This is a genomic window from Terrabacter sp. FW104-15G4B, from assembly GCF_058790095.1.
Genome location: NZ_JBYTCI010000005.1, coordinates 17,233 through 34,840 on the forward strand (window position 1 = coordinate 17,233; position 17,608 = coordinate 34,840).

At 71.7% G+C, this 17,608-nt stretch carries 12 protein-coding genes; 7 read left to right on the plus strand and 5 right to left on the minus strand.

The genetic code is table 11. The annotated features are described in order from the left end of the window. Window positions 1-2: 2 nt before the first annotated feature. Entirely contained in the window at window positions 3-1,196 is a 1,194-nt protein-coding gene (locus AC3WRT_RS05850; RefSeq protein WP_492720242.1) for a glycine C-acetyltransferase, read from the plus strand. A gap of 73 nt (window positions 1,197-1,269) precedes the next feature. Here AC3WRT_RS05850 and AC3WRT_RS05855 read toward each other — a convergent pair whose 3' ends face one another. Continuing rightward, the gene (locus AC3WRT_RS05855; protein ID WP_492720244.1) at window positions 1,270-1,698 is read right to left on the minus strand and encodes a pyridoxamine 5'-phosphate oxidase family protein; all 429 of its coding nucleotides are present in this window, start codon (window positions 1,696-1,698) and stop codon (window positions 1,270-1,272) included. 128 nt (window positions 1,699-1,826) lie between these two features. Here AC3WRT_RS05855 and AC3WRT_RS05860 point away from each other — a divergent pair, with 128 nt between their 5' ends. After that, window positions 1,827-3,869 carry an NAD(+) synthase gene (locus tag AC3WRT_RS05860; protein ID WP_492720246.1) on the plus strand — a complete coding sequence of 681 codons (2,043 nt, stop codon included), beginning with the start codon at window positions 1,827-1,829 and terminating at the stop codon, window positions 3,867-3,869. Window positions 3,870-3,879: 10 nt separating this feature from the next. Further along, window positions 3,880-4,380 carry a GNAT family N-acetyltransferase gene (locus AC3WRT_RS05865; RefSeq protein WP_492720248.1) on the plus strand — a complete coding sequence of 167 codons (501 nt, stop codon included), beginning with the start codon at window positions 3,880-3,882 and terminating at the stop codon, window positions 4,378-4,380. 11 nt (window positions 4,381-4,391) lie between these two features. Here the strand turns inward: AC3WRT_RS05865 and AC3WRT_RS05870 are convergent, their stop codons facing one another. The 3 genes from AC3WRT_RS05870 to AC3WRT_RS05880 form a co-directional block, all read right to left on the minus strand. Beyond that, window positions 4,392-5,432 carry a zinc-dependent alcohol dehydrogenase family protein gene (locus tag AC3WRT_RS05870; RefSeq protein ID WP_492720653.1) on the minus strand — a complete coding sequence of 347 codons (1,041 nt, stop codon included), beginning with the start codon at window positions 5,430-5,432 and terminating at the stop codon, window positions 4,392-4,394. Window positions 5,433-5,580: 148 nt separating this feature from the next. Next, window positions 5,581-7,770, minus strand: coding sequence for a DEAD/DEAH box helicase (locus tag AC3WRT_RS05875; protein WP_492720251.1), 2,190 nt, complete (start codon window positions 7,768-7,770; stop codon window positions 5,581-5,583). Between the two features lie 240 nt (window positions 7,771-8,010). Then, window positions 8,011-8,760 (minus strand): VIT1/CCC1 transporter family protein, encoded by a 750-nt coding sequence (locus AC3WRT_RS05880; protein WP_492720253.1) that lies wholly within the window; start codon window positions 8,758-8,760, stop codon window positions 8,011-8,013. A 150-nt stretch (window positions 8,761-8,910) separates the two neighbouring features. On the opposite strand from AC3WRT_RS05880, the gene AC3WRT_RS05885 reads away from it, so the two are divergent. Further along, entirely contained in the window at window positions 8,911-12,162 is a 3,252-nt protein-coding gene (locus tag AC3WRT_RS05885; protein ID WP_492720255.1) for a response regulator, read from the plus strand. On the opposite strand, the gene AC3WRT_RS05890 is transcribed toward AC3WRT_RS05885, so the two are convergent. Then, the gene (locus tag AC3WRT_RS05890; protein WP_492720257.1) at window positions 12,163-12,873 is read right to left on the minus strand and encodes a hypothetical protein; all 711 of its coding nucleotides are present in this window, start codon (window positions 12,871-12,873) and stop codon (window positions 12,163-12,165) included. It abuts the gene before it with no gap. A gap of 139 nt (window positions 12,874-13,012) precedes the next feature. Between AC3WRT_RS05890 and AC3WRT_RS05895 the strand changes: the two genes are divergently transcribed. The 3 genes from AC3WRT_RS05895 to AC3WRT_RS05905 all read left to right on the plus strand — a co-directional run bounded on the left by AC3WRT_RS05895 (window position 13,013) and on the right by AC3WRT_RS05905 (window position 17,606). Then, window positions 13,013-13,750 carry a response regulator transcription factor gene (locus tag AC3WRT_RS05895; protein WP_492720259.1) on the plus strand — a complete coding sequence of 246 codons (738 nt, stop codon included), beginning with the start codon at window positions 13,013-13,015 and terminating at the stop codon, window positions 13,748-13,750. Next, the gene (locus AC3WRT_RS05900; protein WP_492720261.1) at window positions 13,728-15,428 is read left to right on the plus strand and encodes a sensor histidine kinase; all 1,701 of its coding nucleotides are present in this window, start codon (window positions 13,728-13,730) and stop codon (window positions 15,426-15,428) included. Before AC3WRT_RS05895 ends, AC3WRT_RS05900 begins: the two co-directional genes overlap by 23 nt. A gap of 84 nt (window positions 15,429-15,512) precedes the next feature. Continuing rightward, window positions 15,513-17,606, plus strand: a complete 2,094-nt coding sequence (locus AC3WRT_RS05905) for a glycosyltransferase family 39 protein (RefSeq protein WP_492720263.1) — start codon at window positions 15,513-15,515, stop codon at window positions 17,604-17,606. Window positions 17,607-17,608: the final 2 nt, after the last annotated feature.

Sequence of the window (17,608 nt, forward strand, 5' to 3'; positions counted from 1 at the left end):
CGATGTACGGCTCAGTGAAGGACGAGATCGCGGCGACCCTCCAGGAGATCAGGGACGCCGGGCTCTACAAGAACGAGCGCGAGCTCACCTCGCCGCAGTCGGCGCACATCACGACGCTCAAGGCCAAGGCCCTGAACTTCTGCGCCAACAACTACCTCGGCCTGGCCAACGACCCGGTCGTCGTGGCGGCGTCGAAGCAGGCCCTCGACGAGTGGGGCTTCGGCATGGCCTCGGTGCGCTTCATCTGCGGCACGCAGACGCTGCACACCTCCCTCGAGCACAAGGTCAGCGAGTTCCTCGGCACGGAGGCGACGATCCTCTACTCGTCGTGCTTCGACGCGAACGGCGGTGTCTTCGAGGTGCTCTTCGGCGCCGAGGACGCGATCATCAGCGACGAGCTCAACCACGCCTCGATCATCGACGGCGTGCGGCTGTCCAAGGCGATGCGCTACCGGTACAAGAACGCCGACATGACCGACCTGCGCGCCCAGCTCGAGGCGGCGCACGAGGCCGGGGCCAAGCGCAAGGTCGTCGTCACGGACGGCGTCTTCTCGATGGACGGGTCCTACGCGCCGCTCGCCGAGATCTGCGACTTGGCAGAGGAGTTCGGCGCCATGGTGTTCGTCGACGACTCGCACGCGGTGGGATTCGTCGGCGACGGCGGCCGCGGTACGCCCGAGCTCTTCGGCGTCATGGACCGCGTCGACATCCTCACCGGCACGCTCGGCAAGGCGCTCGGCGGCGCGTCGGGCGGCTACGTGTCGTCGCACCAGGAGATCGTCGACCTGCTGCGCCAGCGCTCGCGTCCCTACCTCTTCAGCAACTCCGTCGCACCGTCCGTCGTCGCCGGCTCGATGGCCGCCCTCGAGCTCGTCGAGAGCTCGGCCGACAAGCGCGAGGCGCTCAAGGCCAACACCGCGCTCTTCCACTCGCTCATGACCGAGGCCGGCTTCGAGCTGCTGCCCGGCACGCACCCGATCCGGCCGGTCATGTTCCCCGGCGAGGAGGGTGCCCGTCGCGCCGCCCAGATCGCCGACCACATGCTCGGCAACGGCGTCTACGTGACCGCCTTCAGCTTCCCGGTCGTGCCGCGTGGCAAGGCACGCATCCGCGTGCAGCTCTCGGCGGCGCACTCCGAGGCCGACGTACGCGCGTGCGTCGACGCGTTCGTCGCCGCGCACGACGCGGTCGCCTGAGTCGTCGAACGCACTGCGGCGTCACGCTCTGGCCGCGCCCGAGGTGCCGGGCGGCATACGCCGGGTTGCGCGCTCAGCCGGTCGGCAGGTCCCGCAGCCAGGGTCGGGTGAGGTCGAAGCGGCGCCCCGAGATCTCGTCGGCCTCGACAGCCACCACGACCGACTTGGGAGTGCCGACCCAGGGCCGCACGGGAAGGCGCTCGACGACGTACGCGGCCTGCCCCTCCAGAGTCCGGGCGCGGCCTCGCACGATGACGCTCGTCGCGCGCTCGCCGACGATCTCGTCGACCTCGAAGGCGACGTCGGGGTTGGCGGTCACACCAAAGAGCTTGCTGCCCTCGGCGGTGAGGAAGATGAGGCGCTCGCCGTCGAGCGCGTAGTTGATCGGGACGATGTGGACCTCGCCCACCAGGTGGAAGGCAAGTCGGCCGAACTCGTGGGTCCGGAGGAAGCCCCACGACTCCTCCGGGTGAAGGACGTGGACCGGGTTCTGGTCGTACATGGTGACCTCCTCGAACATCTGGCCGGGCAACCGCCTGACTACTACTAATAGTAGTAGGGTTGCCCGCTCCCGGGCAGGGGCCGGGGCGAGTCCCGCGTCACAGGCCCTCGTGCGATTGACTGGGGCCCATGGACTTCTACAGCTCGTGGGCCCAGGGCTTCGCCCGCGTCGCCGCGTGCACCGTGCCGATCGTCGCGGTCGACCCCGAGCGCACCGCAGACGCGGTCATCGAGCAGCTGCAGGACCTCCACGACGACGGCGTCGGCCTGGCGATCTTCCCGGAGCTCTGCCTCTCCGGCTACGCCATCGACGACCTGTTCCTGCAGGACCCGCTCCTCGATGCCGTCGACGACGCGCTCGCGCGCATCGCCGAGGCCACGGCCGACCTGCGGCCCGTGGTCGTCGTCGGCGCACCGCTCGAGAAGGGCTCGCGCGTCTACAACTGCGGCGTGGTCATCCACGCCGGGCGCATCCTCGGCGTCGCCCCGAAGTCCTACCTGCCGACCTATCGCGAGTTCTACGAGCGTCGCCACTTCGCCCCGGGGGACGACCAGCGCGGCCAGCTCATCGACGTCGCGGGGGACCGCGTGCCGTTCGGGCCCGACCTGCTCTTCCGCGCCACCGACGTGCCGGGCTTCGTCGTGCACGTCGAGGTCTGCGAGGACCTCTGGGTGCCGGTCCCGCCGAGCCACGAGGCAGCGCTCGCCGGCGCGACCATCCTCACCAACCTCTCCGGCTCGCCCATCACCGTCTCGCGCGCCGAGGACCGCCACCTGCTGGCCCGCAGCGCCTCCGCGCGATGCCTCGCCGCCTACCTGTACGCCGCCGCCGGTGAGGGGGAGAGCTCGACCGACCTGTCCTGGGACGGCATGACGATGGTCTACGAGAACGGCCTCCTGCTCGCCGAGAGCGAGCGTTTCCCCGAGGGACCGCGCGCCTCGGTGGCTGACATCGACCTCGACCTGCTCCGCCAGGAGCGCCAGCGCCAGGGCACCTTCGACGACAACCGGCGCACGCTCGCCGACCGCACCGGCGGCTTCCGGACCATCGAGCTCGAGCTCCGGCCTCCGGCCGGCGACATCGGCCTGCTGCGCAAGGTCGACCGTTTCCCCTTCGTGCCCGACGACGAGGACCGCCTCGCGCTCGACTGCTACGAGGCGTACAACATCCAGGTCTCGGGGCTCGAGCAGCGGCTGCGCGCCATCGGGCAGCCGAAGATCGTCATCGGCGTCAGCGGCGGGCTCGACAGCACGCACGCCCTCATCGTCGCTGCCAAGGCCATGGACCGTCTGGACCGACCGCGCCGCGACATCCTCGCCTTCACGATGCCCGGCTTCGCCACCAGCGACCACACCAAGAGCAACGCCATCGCCCTGATGGAGTCGCTCGACGTGACGTGGGAAGAGCTCGACATCCGCCCGGCCGCCACGCAGATGCTCGAGGCGATGGGCCACCCGTTCGGCCGGGGCGAGGAGGTCTACGACGTGACCTTCGAGAACGTCCAGGCCGGCCTGCGCACCGACTACCTCTTCCGCATCGCCAACCAGCGCGGGGGGATCGTCCTCGGCACCGGAGACCTGTCCGAGCTGGCCCTCGGCTGGTGCACCTACGGCGTCGGCGACCAGATGAGCCACTACGGCGTCAACGCCGGCGTCCCGAAGACGTTGATGCAGCACCTCATCCGCTGGGTCGTCTCCTCCGGCCAGTTCGAGGACCACGTCGGCGAGACGCTCACCTCGATCCTCGACACCGAGATCAGCCCGGAGCTCGTCCCCGCCAGGGAGGGTGACAAGCCGCAGAGCACCCAGGCGATCATCGGCCCGTACGCCCTGCAGGACTTCACGCTCTACCACGTGCTGCGCCGCGGTCTCCGCCCGTCGAAGATCGCCTACCTCGCCTGGCAGGCGTGGTGCGACAGCGAGGCGGGGGAGTGGCCCGCGGGCTACCCGGAGGCTGAGCGGACGGCCTACGACCTGGAGACGATCCGGCACTGGATGCAGGTCTTCGTCAGGCGCTTCTTCGCCAACCAGTTCAAGCGCTCGGCACTGCCGAACGGCCCGAAGGTCGTGGCGGGTGGCGCCCTGTCGCCGCGAGGCGAATGGCGTATGCCGTCCGACGTGACGTCGGCGACGTGGCTCAACGAGCTCGACGCCAACGTTCCTGAGAAGTAAGGCAATCCACGTGTCAGCAACTCCCGTCGTCCGCGACTATGACGACGCCGACTGGCCCCGCGTGTGGCCGGTCATCGAGGAGGTCGTCCTCGCTGGCGACACCTTCCCCTTCCCGACGGACCTGACCGAGGAGCAGGCGCGGGCCGTCTGGCTCGAGAACGGTCCCGGTGGCCGAGTCGCCGTCGCGGTCGACGGTGACCGCGTGCTCGGCACGGCGAAGATGGGGCGCAACCGTCCCGGACCCGGCTCGCACGTCGCCACGGCGAGCTACATGGTCACGGCGGACGCGCGGGGCCGGGGTGTCGGGCGGGCCCTCGTGGTCGACTCGCTCGACTGGGCGCGCGAGTCCGGTTATGCCGCAATGCAGTTCAATGCCGTCGTCGCCACCAACACTGGCGCGGTCAGGCTCTACGAGACACTCGGCTTCACGGTCGTCGGCACCGTGCCCAAGGCCCACGAGCTCCCGACCGGGGAGCGCGTGGACCTGCGGATCATGCACGTCGAGCTCTGAGCGACCGCGGCTCAGCTCGTCAGCACCACCTTGAGGGCGCCGGTGTCAGCGGCACGGGCGAAGGTGTCGTAGGCGTCGACGAACTCACCCATCGGGAAGCGGTGCGTCACGAACCGCGCCAGGTCGATCTGGTGCGCCGCGAGCAGCCTCAGCAGGGTGGGTGTCGAGTAGGTGTCGACGAGGCCGGTCGTGATCGTGACGTTCCGGATCCAGAGCTCCTCGAGGTGAAGGGTGGCCGGGCCGCCGTGGACGCCCACGTTGGCGACCGTGCCGCCGGGGCGCACGAGCGCAGCGCACTGCTCGAACGTCGGTGCGACCCCCACGGCCTCGATGGCGACGTCTGCGCCGAGGCCCTGCGTCAGGTCACGGACGATGGCCACGGCGTCCTCGCGCGAGGGGTTCACCGTGATGTCGGCGCCGAACTGCTTGGCCGCCTCGAGTCGGGCATCGGCCAGGTCGATGGCCACGACGTGCGCCGGACTGAACAGCTTGGCACCCATGATGGCGCAGAGCCCGACCGGGCCGGCGCCCACCACCGCTACGACGTCACCGGGCGAGACCCGGCCGTTCAGCACACCCACCTCGTAGCCCGTGGGCCCGATGTCGGCGAGCATGAGTACTTCCTCGTCAGTCACACCTTCGGGGACGGCGTACGTCGAGGTGTCCGCGAACGGGACCCGGACGTACTCCGCCTGCGTGCCGTCGATCTTGTGGCCGAGGATCCAGCCGCCTCCACCGATGCACTGGCCGTAGCTGCCGTCACGGCAGTAGCGACAGGAGCCGCACGCGGTGATGCACGACACGAGCACGCGGTCGCCCGGCCTGACGTTCTTGACGCCCGGCCCCACCTCCTCGACGGTGCCGACCGCCTCGTGCCCCAGGATCCGGCCGTCCGTGACGGCGGCGACGTCACCCTTGAGGATGTGCAGGTCGGTGCCGCAGATCGTCACGGTGTCGACCTTGACGACGGCGTCGGTGTCATCCCGGATGCTGGGCTTGGGCATTTCTTCCCAGGCCTTCTGGCCCGGGCCGTGGTAGACGATCGCGTGCATCGTGGGCCTCATGTCTCCTCCTCGGCGCCGCACTCAGCGGCACCTTCCCAGTGCACTGCGCGAACCGTTGAGGAGGTAGGGCCATACGTCCCGCCGCGGACCGACAGGCCGGCACCACGGTCCCGCCCGCGCCGTTCGGCCGGCGGGCTCAGGCCTCCGTGAGCGCCTGGCGGAGCAGCTCGACGAGCGCGTCCAGCTGGAGGGTGTCACCGGCGGTGATGTCCTCGTCGCTGCCGTCGAGCGCTCGGGCGGCCAAGCCCTGCTTGGCGTCGATGAGCTCGGCGATCTTCGAGTCGATGGTGCCGGAGGCGAGGATCCGCCAGGCTGTGACGGGCTCGTCCTGACCGATGCGGTGCACGCGGTCGATGGCCTGCTGCTGCTCGGCCGCGGTCCACGACAGCTCGGCGAGCACGACGTTGGAGGCGGCGTGCAGGTTGAGCCCGACGCCCGCGGCAGTCAGCGAGCAGACGGCAACTGCGACCTCCGGGTCCTTCTGGAACGCGTCGATGGCCTCCTGGCGCTGCTTCGAGGTCTGCTCGCCACGGACCGACACCGTGCGCAGCCCCGCCGAGGCGAGGACGCGTTCGGCGGCGTCCATGACGTCGATGTGCTTGGCGAAGAAGACGACCTTGCCGACCGAGTGCGACAGCTGGGCGGCGTAGTCGGCCGCGAGCGTGGACTTGGCCTGACCGATGCGCCGCACGAGGGAGAAGACGTTGTCGGTTCCCTTCTCGGCCGAGGCGGCCCGCAGCTCGGCGCCGGCCACCCGGCGCATGAGGGCGACGTCCGGCTCGTCGTCGTGCTCGTGCCCCTCACCTTGCGAGAGCAGGGCCCGGTAGCGCGAGGCGAGGCGACGGCCGAGGGCGCGCTCGGCCTCGCGGATCGAGCGGCCGAGGTCGTCGTCGAGCTCGACCGTGATGTCGGCGATCCGCTTGTCGGGCAGATCCTTGGCGACGTCGACCTTGCGGCGCCTCACGATGCCCATGTCGACCACGGCCCGCCGCGCCTCGGGGTAGAAGGCGCGGTCGGCCGGCGTGTAGCCGGTCTCGTCGAGGCGGCGCACGATCTGCGCGGTGGGCCGGCCGTCCTTGATCCAGCCGAGGAAGCGCCAGATCGCGTCGAAGTCCTTGACGTCGTTGATGAGCGGGGTTCCGGTGAGGGCGATGAGCAGCGGGTCGCCGCCGGGCGCCGTCTCTCGCAGGCGGTCGCCGAGGGCGAGCACCTGCTGCGAGCGCTGGGACGCGAGGTTCTTGATGAAGTGCGCCTCGTCGACGACCATCGAACGGAAGCCGAAGCTCGAGAGCCACCCGAAGTGCCGGTCGAGGATCTCGTAGTTGACGACGAAGACGTCGGCGAAGGCGTCCACGTCGTTGCCGTCGCCGTGGATGACGGTGACGCGCCGCTGTGGCGTCCAGCGCTCGACCTCACGCGCCCAGTTGATCTTCACGACGTTGGGCACCACGGCGAGCATCGGGTAGGTGCCGGCGATCGAGGCGGCCATGACGGACTGAGCGGTCTTGCCCAGGCCCGGCTCGTCGGCGAGCAGGAAGGTGCGGTGGCCCTCCTGCACGCTCTGCAGGAAGCGGGACTGGTGGACCATCAGCTGCGAGCCGGGAGGGGAGAAGCGGTCGATCTGCGGCGTGGGCGGCAGCTCCATCGACGCGGCCTCACCGCCGGCGCCCTGCTCGAAGGCGCGGTAGAGGGGGCTCAGCAGGTCCCAGCCGGCGAGGCGGCTGGGCAGGTAGTCGTTCTGCACCCGGGTGAGGTCGGGCGTCAGGAACGGGTTGGCGAGCGCCCGCGACGGCACCGACTGCGGCATGACCTGCCGGGCGGCGATCTGGGGCGGGACGACGGGCTTGGCCGGCTCCGGCGCCTGGACGACGAGGTCCTCCTCGGCGAGCTCGGCGCCGGACTCGAGGAGCCAGTCGCGGCGCATCTGCTGTGCGGCGGGGCCGGGCTTGGCGTCGGCGTCGAGCAGGGTCAGCAGGCTCGTGTCGCGGGCTGCGATCTGGGCGAGGATCGTCGCGATCCCGTCGAGGCGCTTGAGCAGGTCGGCGCGAGTGGCGTGCGGGATCGAGGCGTCCTCGCGGACGCGGGCGCGCTCGGAGCGCATCAGCAGCGCGACGACGAGGAACTTCGTCCGGTTCGAGGGGCTGGCCTTGCCCTTGCTCGACACACGTGACTCGACCTCCCGCACCCGTCGGGCGAGCACGGGAATCAGCGGTGCGGGGTCGTCACGGCGGGCGGTGGCCTTCCGCTGAGTGTGGTTCTGGGCCTGCTTCTGGCCCTGGTTCTGGCCCTGGCCGTCGGTGGCCCGACGGCGGACGCGCGTTGCCATGTTCCTCCTGATGACGCGGCGGACGACGAGCCGGTGGGCCCCCGCGACACCCTGACTCGGTGTCGGAGGCGGACTCGGCTCGAGTCCCGGTGGACGCGCCATCGCGCGCCCGGTGTCCCGGGCCGGGTGGCGCGCCACGCAAGACGTGGGAGCCGGATCCGGCAGATGCGCCACGGACCGGCGCAGGAACACCCTCGACTCTACAGCCCGTCAGGGCCGATCGGGTCGTATGCCGTGCTCTCAGGTGAGGTTGACACCGACCAGGGCGCCGATGGCATACGTCACCGCCATGGCGAGCAGGCCTCCGGCGACGTTGCGCAGGACGGCACGCGGCACCGCGCTGTGGCCGAGCCTGGCGCTCAGCCAGCCGGTGAGGGCCAGCGCCGCAGCGACGCTGACCACCGTGACGTGGATGCGCACCGACGGGGGGCTGAACGTGATCGTCACGAGGGGCAGGATCGCGCCGACGACGAAGGCGACCATAGAGGCGCCCGCGGCGTGCCACGGGTTGGTCAGGTCGGTGGGGTCGATGCCGAGCTCCGCCTCGGCGTGCGCGCCCAGGGCGTCGTGCGCGGTCAGCTCGCGAGCGACCTCGGCAGCGAGCTCGCGCCGCATGCCCTTGGCCTCGTAGAGCTGGGTCAGCTCCTCGAGCTCGCCCTCCGGGTCCTCGTGCAGCTCCCGCGTCTCGAGCGCGATGAGCGCCCGTTCGGAGTCGCGCTGGGTGCTCACGGAGACGTACTCGCCGGCGGCCATCGACATGGCGCCCGCCGACAGGGCGGCGACGCCGGCGAGCACGATCGCGCCCTTGTCGCTCGTGGCGCTGGCGAAGCCGACGACGACACCGGCCGTCGAGACGATGCCGTCGTTGGCGCCGAGGACGCCGGCGCGCAGCCAGTTGAGGCGGCTGCCGGTGCTGGACCCGTGCGGCTCGTCGCGGTCGTGGCTGGAGTCGATGGGTGTCGACTCGTCGGACGCGCGGACATCGACCATGGCGGGTGCTCCGATCAGGGGCGGGGGCTCCTCCGATCGTGGCACCTGCGCGGGGCAGGTGTCACGGTAGGTGAGCCTCACCTATCGGCGCGAGACGCAAACCGGGCCGACCTGCGAGCGCGAACCGCCGGCATGCGCGAGGATCGTGACATGTCGGGCAATCGCGGCGTCGGTGACGCGGAGGCCGGCGACCTCTTCCGCTGGATGGTCGCCGCCTCTCCCGACGGTCTGTGGGTCTTCGACGAGCACGGCCGCACGCTCTTCGCGAACGCGAGGATGGCCCAGCTGCTCGGGCGCGAACCCGACGACATGGTGGGCTTCTCGGTGTTCGAGGCGGTCGACGACGTCGGCAAGGAGCAGTTCCGGGCGCACCTCGCGGAGCTCGCGACCGCCGGCGTACCGGGCGACAACCTCGAGTGCAGCCTCCTGGACTCCAGGGGCGAGCGCTTCTGGGCGCTCGTGTCGCACTCCCCGCTCGTCGACGAGGCGGGTGTGCGCCGGGGCTGGATGCACCGGGTCAGCGAGCACAGTGCCCAGCGCAGGTTGCTTGACCAGTTCGCCGAGGCGCAGGCCATCGCCAAGGTCGGCAGCTGGGAGTGGGACCTCGCCACCGACCGGGTCTCGTGGTCTCCCGAGCTCGTCCGGATCTACGACCTGGACCCGGACGAGACGGACCCCACCTCCGAGAGCTTCCTCTCACGGATGCATCCCGACGACCGCCCTGCCGTGTCGGAGCACATCGGCACGGCGCTGGCGTCCGGCGACGGCTTCGAGTTCGACGGCCGGGTCGTACGGCGCAACGGCGAGGTCGCCTGGATCCGCGGGCGAGGCCTCGTCGCCCGTGACTCCGAGGGGCGTGCGACGAGGGTGGGCGGCACGACGCAGGACATCACCGAGAAGAAGGACGCAGAGCAGGCCCTCGCCCTCATGACGGCCATGGCGACCGCGGCCAACCGCTCGGCGACTCTCGACGAGGCCCTTCCCGCCGTTCTCGTCGAGGTGGCGCGCCACACGACCTGGCGCCCGGTGCTGGGCGCGGTTGTGGACGCCGAGGGTGGGCTCGGGGAGCCGGTCGTCGCGGCCGAGGGAAGGGACGCCGGGCCGGTCGCGCTGGCGCTCGGGACGGAGCTGGCCACCCGGGCCACCTCGAGCAGTTCGGTCGTGGCCCAGTCCTCCGCGGAGGGCTCGACGTTCGTGGCGGTGCCGGTGGTCAACGAGGGACGCGTGGCCTGCGTCGTCGTGCTCGACATGCGCAGCGCCACACCTCCACTCGAGTCCGACGCCACAACGATCGAGCAGATCACCGGCCTCTTCGCGCGGGTGGCGGACCGGGAGTGGACCGCCGAGCGACTGGCCCAGGCGCGCGACGCCGCCATGGAGGCGTCCCGGGCGAAGTCCGCCTTCCTCGCCACGATGAGCCACGAGATCCGCACCCCGCTCAACGGGGTCATCGGCCTGTCCGAGCTGCTGCGCCGGACCGAGCTGACGCCGCACCAGCGCCGACTGTCCGACGGGATCGACCAGGCGGGGCGCGTGCTGCTCGAGCTCGTCAACGACATCCTCGACCTGTCCAAGATCGAGGCCGGGCGTCTCGAGCTCGAGTCTGTCGACTTCGACCCGGCGGCCGTGCTCGAGCGGGGTGTGGCCCTCCTCGCCGAGCGCGCCCGCGCGAAGTCGGTCGACCTCTCGGTGACCCACGGGCCCGACCTGCCCTTCATGGTGTCCGGTGACCCGGTGCGCTTCGGGCAGGTCGTCGCCAACCTCACGAGCAACGCAGTGAAGTTCACGGACTCCGGCAGGGTCGTCGTGCACCTCGCCCTCGACCACGCGTCCGAGGACGGACCCGTCCTGCGCGTCGAGGTGACCGACACCGGTGCGGGAATCGGTCCCGAGGTGCGGTCCCGGGTGTTCGAGTCGTTCTCCCAGGGCGACTCGTCGACGACGCGTGAGTACGGCGGCACCGGGCTGGGACTCGCGATCAGCCGCCAGATCGTCACGGCCCTCGGCGGCGAGATCGGCGTCGACAGCGAGCCGGGGCAGGGCAGCAGGTTCTGGTTCACGGCGGCGTTCGAGCCGGCGTCCGGCCGCAGCGTCGGGCGTTCGCCGTCGACGGCGGCTGCCGTGTCCGAGCTGCAGGCACTCGTCGTCGGCAGCGACGCCGGTCACCGTCAGCGCGTCGAGGAGCAGCTCGCGGCCTGGTCGGTGGCGGTCTCGTCGGCCGCCTCCGGCGTCGAGGGCCTCGTGCAGCTCGACGGCGCCCACCGTGGCGGCACGCCGGTCGACGTCGTCGTCCTCGACGACCCCGGCTCGGGGACCGGCGGACTGCAGGTGGCCCGGCTGATCCGCTCCGACGAACGCTTCGCCGGCGTACGCGTGGTGCTCGTGTGCGCCCAGCAGCCGCCTCCCGACCCGGCGACGCTGGAGGAGGCCGGGGTGGACGCGACGCTGATGTCCCCGGTCATGCCCTCCGCCCTCTTCGACGCGATGGCCGACGTGGCCGGCGGCCACCTCCTCGGCCCGGAGCCCGCGCCCGGCGGCATGGACGGACACGTGTCCGCCCCCGACGGACGCCTCGGCACCGTGCTCGTCGTGGAGGACAACGACGTCAACCAGCTCGTGGCCCAGGGGGTGCTCGAGGCGCTCGGCTACGCCGTGCGGCTCGCCGGCAACGGGACCGAAGGCGTCGCGGCGCACGCGGCGCACCGCGACGAGATCGTGGCCGTGCTGATGGACTGCCAGATGCCCCGGATGGACGGCTACGAGGCCACCCGCACGATCCGGGAGCGGGAGGAGCCGGGCCGCCGCCTGCCGGTCATCGCCATGACGGCCTCCGCCATCGCGGGGGAGCGCGAGCGGTGCCTGCAGGCCGGGATGGACGACTTCCTCACCAAGCCGATCGACGTCGGGCTGCTCGCCGCGACGCTGCAGCGATGGACCGGCCCGGGGCCCGGATCCGGATCGCGCTCGGGGCGTTCGGGCGGGGGGCCGGCAGACCTCGCTCGGTCGCCCGACGGCCCGACCGGGACGTCGGACGGCCCGGTCGTGGGCGCCGACGTGCTCGACCTGCGGCGCCTCGAGGAGCTGCGCGACCTCGAGCCGGGCGACCCCTCGCTGCTGCTGCGCTTCATCGACCGCTTCGGCCGGGGCGCGCGTGAGCGGCTCGCCGAGCTCAGGGCGGCGCGCTGCGACGGGGACGCCGAGGGCCAGGGCCGGATCGCCCACGGCCTCAAGGGGTCTGCGTCCAACCTCGGCGCCGCGACCTTGGCCGAGGTGTGCAAGCAGGTCGAGGACCTCGGCGCCGCAAGCCGGCTCGCCGACGAAGTCCTCGTCGCCCGGGTCGAGGACGAGATCGACCGGGCGACGAGGGCGCTCGAGGAGTACGCGGCTGCGCTGCGTCGCTGATCAGGTCGTCTTCGTGGTGCCGGTCGTGCCGGAACCCGAGTCGTCGGGGCCAGGGTCCTGACCCTGGTCGTCGGAGAACGGGTCGGAGCCCTGGCCCAGCTGGTTCAGCTGCTGCAGCAGGTCCTGCGGGTCGAGCTGGCTCAGCTGGTTCGGGTCGATCCCGTTGAGCCCGCCCGGGGAGCCATTCTGCAGGTTCGGCAGCTGCTGCGGGCCGGCGCCCTGCTGCCCCTGGTTCTGCTGGTTCGGGTTCTGCAGGCCCTGCTGGCCGCCGGGGAAGCGGAAGGCGCGTCCCCCACCCGGGCCACGGAAACCGGTGTCGCCACCGGCCGAGCCGGCCGGCAGCGCGGCGGCCGCGCCGATGGCACCGGCCGAGGCGAGAACGAGTGCCAGGCCGGCGGTCACGGCGGTCTTCTTGGCGCTCCAGCGCGGGCCGTCACCCGTGCCCGCCGCGGCGGACTTCTCGCGGACCGGCAGGCCGGTGGGTGAGAGGGGCACGTCGGGACCGGCGATGGGTGCCGAGCCGCCGGGCGACACGGCATACGCGTACGGAGCGCTGGGCGGCGTCACCGGGAGCTCGCTGGTCGAGCCGACGGACGGGAGGTGCTCGGTGTCACCAGCCGCGGGGTGGCCGGCCGGTGCGTTGGGGTCGAACTGCGGCAGACCCGGCTTCGGCTGGTCGGCTGCGGCCGGTGGCGTGGAGTCGTTGCTCATGGGAGCCACACTCGAACCGCTGGCTGTGCGAGCGCTGTGGTCCAGCCATCGACGTGCTGGGACTTGGGAACAGCGGCTCCACAGGCCGCACACAGGAAGGTACTGGTCATGGCACAGCCCCAGGGGTTTCACTGGGACCATGACCGAGAAGACCAAGCCCGCAGCGGCGCGACTCCAGCGACTCGACGGATCCCCGGTGCGGGTGCTCGTCGTCGACGACGAGGCCAACCTCACCGAGCTGCTCGGCATGGCGCTGCGCTACGAGGGCTGGGAGGTGCGTGCCGCCGGCACCGGCATGGAGGCCGTACGCGCGGCCCGCGAGTTCGACCCCGACGCCGTCGTGCTCGACATGATGCTGCCCGACTTCGACGGGCTCGAGGTGCTGCGCCGCATGCGCGCCGACAACAGCAACGTCCCCGTCCTCTTCCTCACCGCCAAGGACGCCGTCGAGGACCGCGTCTCGGGGCTCACCGCCGGCGGCGACGACTACGTCACCAAGCCCTTCTCCCTCGAGGAGGTCGTCGCACGGGTGCGCGCGCTGATGCGGCGCACCACCGTCGCCGTGTCGTCCTCCGACTCGATGCTCGTCGTCGGTGACCTCACGCTCGACGAGGACAGCCACGAGGTGATGCGCGGCGGCGACGAGATCCACCTGACCGCAACTGAGTTCGAGCTGCTGCGCTACCTGATGCGCAACCCGAAGCGCGTGCTGTCCAAGGCGCAGATCCTCGACCGCGTGTGGAACTACGACTTCGGCGGCCAGGCCAACGTCGTCGAGCTCTACATCTCCTACCTGCGCAAGAAGATCGACGCCGGCCGCGAGCCGATGATCCACACCATGCGAGGGGCCGGGTATGTCCTCAAGCCGGCCGTCTGAAACCGGCACAGAGCTGCCCGACCGTCCGACGCCGCTCGACCTCCCGGACGACGACGGCGCGAGCGCGCCCGACCTCTTCGGTGAGGGAAGCGACTTTCGCGACGACGAGGAGCGCGACGACACGAGAACATTTGCCGTGTCGTCAGCCCAGCCGACGCCGCGACCCTCGCTGCCCCAGCGCCTCTCGAACGCCGGGGCGCGCGTCCGCCCGTGGTCGGCGTGGACCCTGCGCGCGAAGCTGGTCGCCTCGATGCTCGCCCTGTTCACGGTGCTCAGTCTCGCGACCGGCGCCTTCACGGTGGTCGCCCTCGACCGCCAGCTGACCGGACAGGTCGACGACCAGCTGCGCACCTCGGTGTCGCAGCTCGTCAACGGCCGGCCCTTCGACACCGGTCTCGGCGGCCGGGACGGCGGTGGTCCGCGCGGCCCCGGTGACGAAGGGCTCATCGCCTTCTTCCCCACGACACCGACGGCCGACATCCCCACGGCGGCGGGCACCGCGTCGTCGGCCGGACGTGAGCGCGTGCCGCTGTCGGCCAGCCAGCTGGGCGGCCTGAGCGCCGCAGGGCTCGGCCCCCAGCCCACCACGGTGTCGCTCGACGGCCTCGGCCCCTACCGGCTCGTGTCGTCGACCGGGTCGCTGGTCAACCAGCAGACGAGGACCGTGACCAGCGGAACCTTCGTCGTCGGCCTGCCCGTCGCGCAGCAGCAACGCACGGTGCAGCGCATGGTCGTGCTCGCGATCAGCACCGTGGCCGCGGGCATCCTCCTCGTGGGCCTGCTCGGCACCTGGCTGGTGCGGCGCAACCTCGAACCGCTGCGCCGGCTGGCCACGACGGCGACGACCGTCTCGCAGACCCCCCTCGACTCAGGCAAGGTCGCGCTCGTCGAGCGGGTTGACCCCGCCGACACCGACACGCGCACGGAGGTCGGCAAGGTCGGCGCCGCCTTCAACGAGATGCTCGACCACGTGGACGAGGCACTGAACGCCCGGCACCAGAGCGAGCAGCGGGTGCGCCAGTTCGTCGCCGACGCGTCGCACGAGCTGCGCACGCCGCTGGCCTCGATCAAGGGGTATGCCGAGCTGTCGCGTCGCGAGCCGGACACCGTCCCTGCGACAGTGACGCATGCGATGGGCCGCATCGAGTCCGAGGCCAACCGGATGAGCTCGCTCGTCGAGGACCTCCTGCTCCTTGCGCGCCTCGACGCGGGCCGCCCCCTCGACGAGGCTCCGGTCGACATGTCGATGCTCGTCATCAACGCGGTCAGCGATGCCCACGCGGCCTCGCCCGGCCACCACTGGGACCTCGACCTGCCTCCCGAGCCGGTCGAGGTCACCGGGGACGGCGCCCGGCTGCACCAGGTCGTCGCCAACCTGCTCGCCAACGCCCGCACGCACACCCCGGACGGCACCCGGGTCACGACGTCGGTGCGGCCGGAGGGCGAGTGGGTCCGGGTCGCCGTCCACGACGACGGTCCCGGTGTGCCGAAGTCCTTGCAGCCCAACGTCTTCGAGCGCTTTGCCCGCGGTGACGACGCCCGGGTGCGGGCGGGTGGCAGCACCGGTCTGGGGCTGTCGATCGTCGCTGCCGTCAGCAAGGCACACGGCGGTCGCGTCGAGCTCGACAGCCGTCCGGGCGACACGACGTTCTCGCTGCTGCTGCCCGCCGCTCCCTGACCCGCGGCTCCCCGACCCGGCACTCATCACCGCGCCAAAGTCCGGACATAGCACCCGCACAGGGGCGGGCTCGACGGTGGAGCCATGGACACGATGACCTTCACCACGGGCGCGGCGGGACACACCGCCCCGGCGCCCCGGGGCACGGCGCAGCCCGGCCCCCAGACCACCCAGCCTCCCGCCGCCGGAGGGGGTCGTCTCGGCCGGCTCCACCGCCTCTGGCGCGGCGCCGACGCCGACCCGTCGTGGGCGCGCCCGGCGCTCCTCGGCCTCCTGCTCGTCACGCTGGTGCTCTACACGTGGAACCTCACGGCGAGCGGCTACGCGAACTCCTTCTACTCGGCCGCCGTCCAGGCGGGCAGCGAGAGCTGGAAGGCCTTCTTCTTCGGCAGCTCCGACGCCGCGAGCTCGATCACCGTCGACAAGCCGCCGGCCTCCCTGTGGGTGATGGCCCTGTCGGTGCGCCTCCTGGGGCTCAGCTCCTTCGCCATCCTGCTGCCGCAGGCGCTCATGGGGGTCGCGACGGTCGGGGTCGTCTACGCCACGGTCAAGCGCCAGTTCGGCGCCGCCGCGGGCCTCATCGCCGGCGTCGTCCTCGCGCTGACGCCCGTCGCCGCCCTGATGTTCACCTTCAACAACCCGGACGCGCTCCTCACCCTCCTCATGGCGCTCGGAGCCTGGGCCACCGTCAAGGCGATCGAGCAGGCGTCTCCCAAGTGGATGATGATCGTCGGCGTCTTCATCGGCCTCGGCTTCCTCACCAAGACCCTCCAGGTCCTGCTCGTGGTGCCCTTCTTCGGGCTCGCCTACCTCATCGCTGCCCCCACGACCCTGCGCAAGCGGATCGTCCACTCGTTGCTCGCCGTCGGCACGATGGTGCTGTCGGCCGGCTGGTGGGTCGCCATCGTCGAGCTCGTGCCGGCCTCGGCCCGCCCCTACATCGGCGGCAGCCAGACCAACTCCTTCCTCGAGCTGACGTTCGGCTACAACGGCTTCGGCCGCCTGAGCGGCAACGAGACCGGCTCGGTCGGTGGCGGCGGCCCGGCGGGAGCGACGGGTGGCGGCATGTGGGGGTCGACCGGCCTGTTCCGGATGTTCTCGTCGAGCGTGGGCGACCAGGTCTCGTGGTTGATCCCGAGCGCCCTGATCCTGCTCGCGGCCGGCCTGTGGCTGCGGGGCCGCCGGCCGCGCACCGACCTGCGCCGCGCGGCCTACCTCGTCTGGGGCGGCTGGCTCGTCGTCACGATGCTCGTCTTCTCCTTCATGGCCGGCATCTTCCACGAGTACTACACCGTGGCCCTCGCCCCCGCGATCGGCGCAGTCGTCGGCATGGGTGCCGTCGAGGCCTGGCAGCGCCGTTCGAGCGCGGTCGCCACGATCGCCCTCGCCGCGGCGACCGCGGCGGCTGCGACGTGGTGCTTCATCCTCCTCTCACGCACGACGGCCTACGGCGACTGGCTGCGGGTCTCGGTGCTCGCCGTGGGCATGGCGGCGGCCCTCCTCATCCTCGCGACGCGCTGGATGCACGCTCGCGCCGTCCCCTTCGTGCTCGCCGCGGCGCTCGTGGCGGCACTCGCCGGCCCGGGAGCGTATGCCGTGTCGACCACCGCGCAGGGGCACAGCGGCTCCATCGTGACGGCCGGTCCTGCCGGCTCCAGCCGTGGTCCCGGTGGCGCGGGCGGGCCAGGCGGCGCCGGCGGACCCGGTGGCGCGGCCGGCGGCACCCTGCCGCAGCTCCAGGGGCCGACAGGCGCCAACGGGACCACCCAGGGTGGTCCGCAGACAGGTCGGACCGGCGGAGGCCCGGGCGGACTGCTCGACGCCTCGACGCCGAGCACCGCGGTGGTTGCGGCCCTCTCGGCCGACGCGAGCCGCTACACGTGGGTCGCCGCAGCGATCGGGTCGCAGACCGCGGCCGGGCTCCAGCTCGGCACGCAGCTGCCCGTCATGGCCATCGGCGGCTTCAACGGCTCGGACCCCAGCCCGACGCTCGCGCAGTTCAAGGAGTACGTCGCGAACGGCCAGATCCACTACTTCGCCAGCGGCGGACGGGGATTCGGCAACCAGAACGGCGGCAGCAGCGCGTCGTCCGAGATCAGCTCGTGGGTCGAGGCCAACTTCACGTCCCTGACGATCGGCGGCTCGACGTTCTACGACCTGACGCAGCCCCTGACGTGACG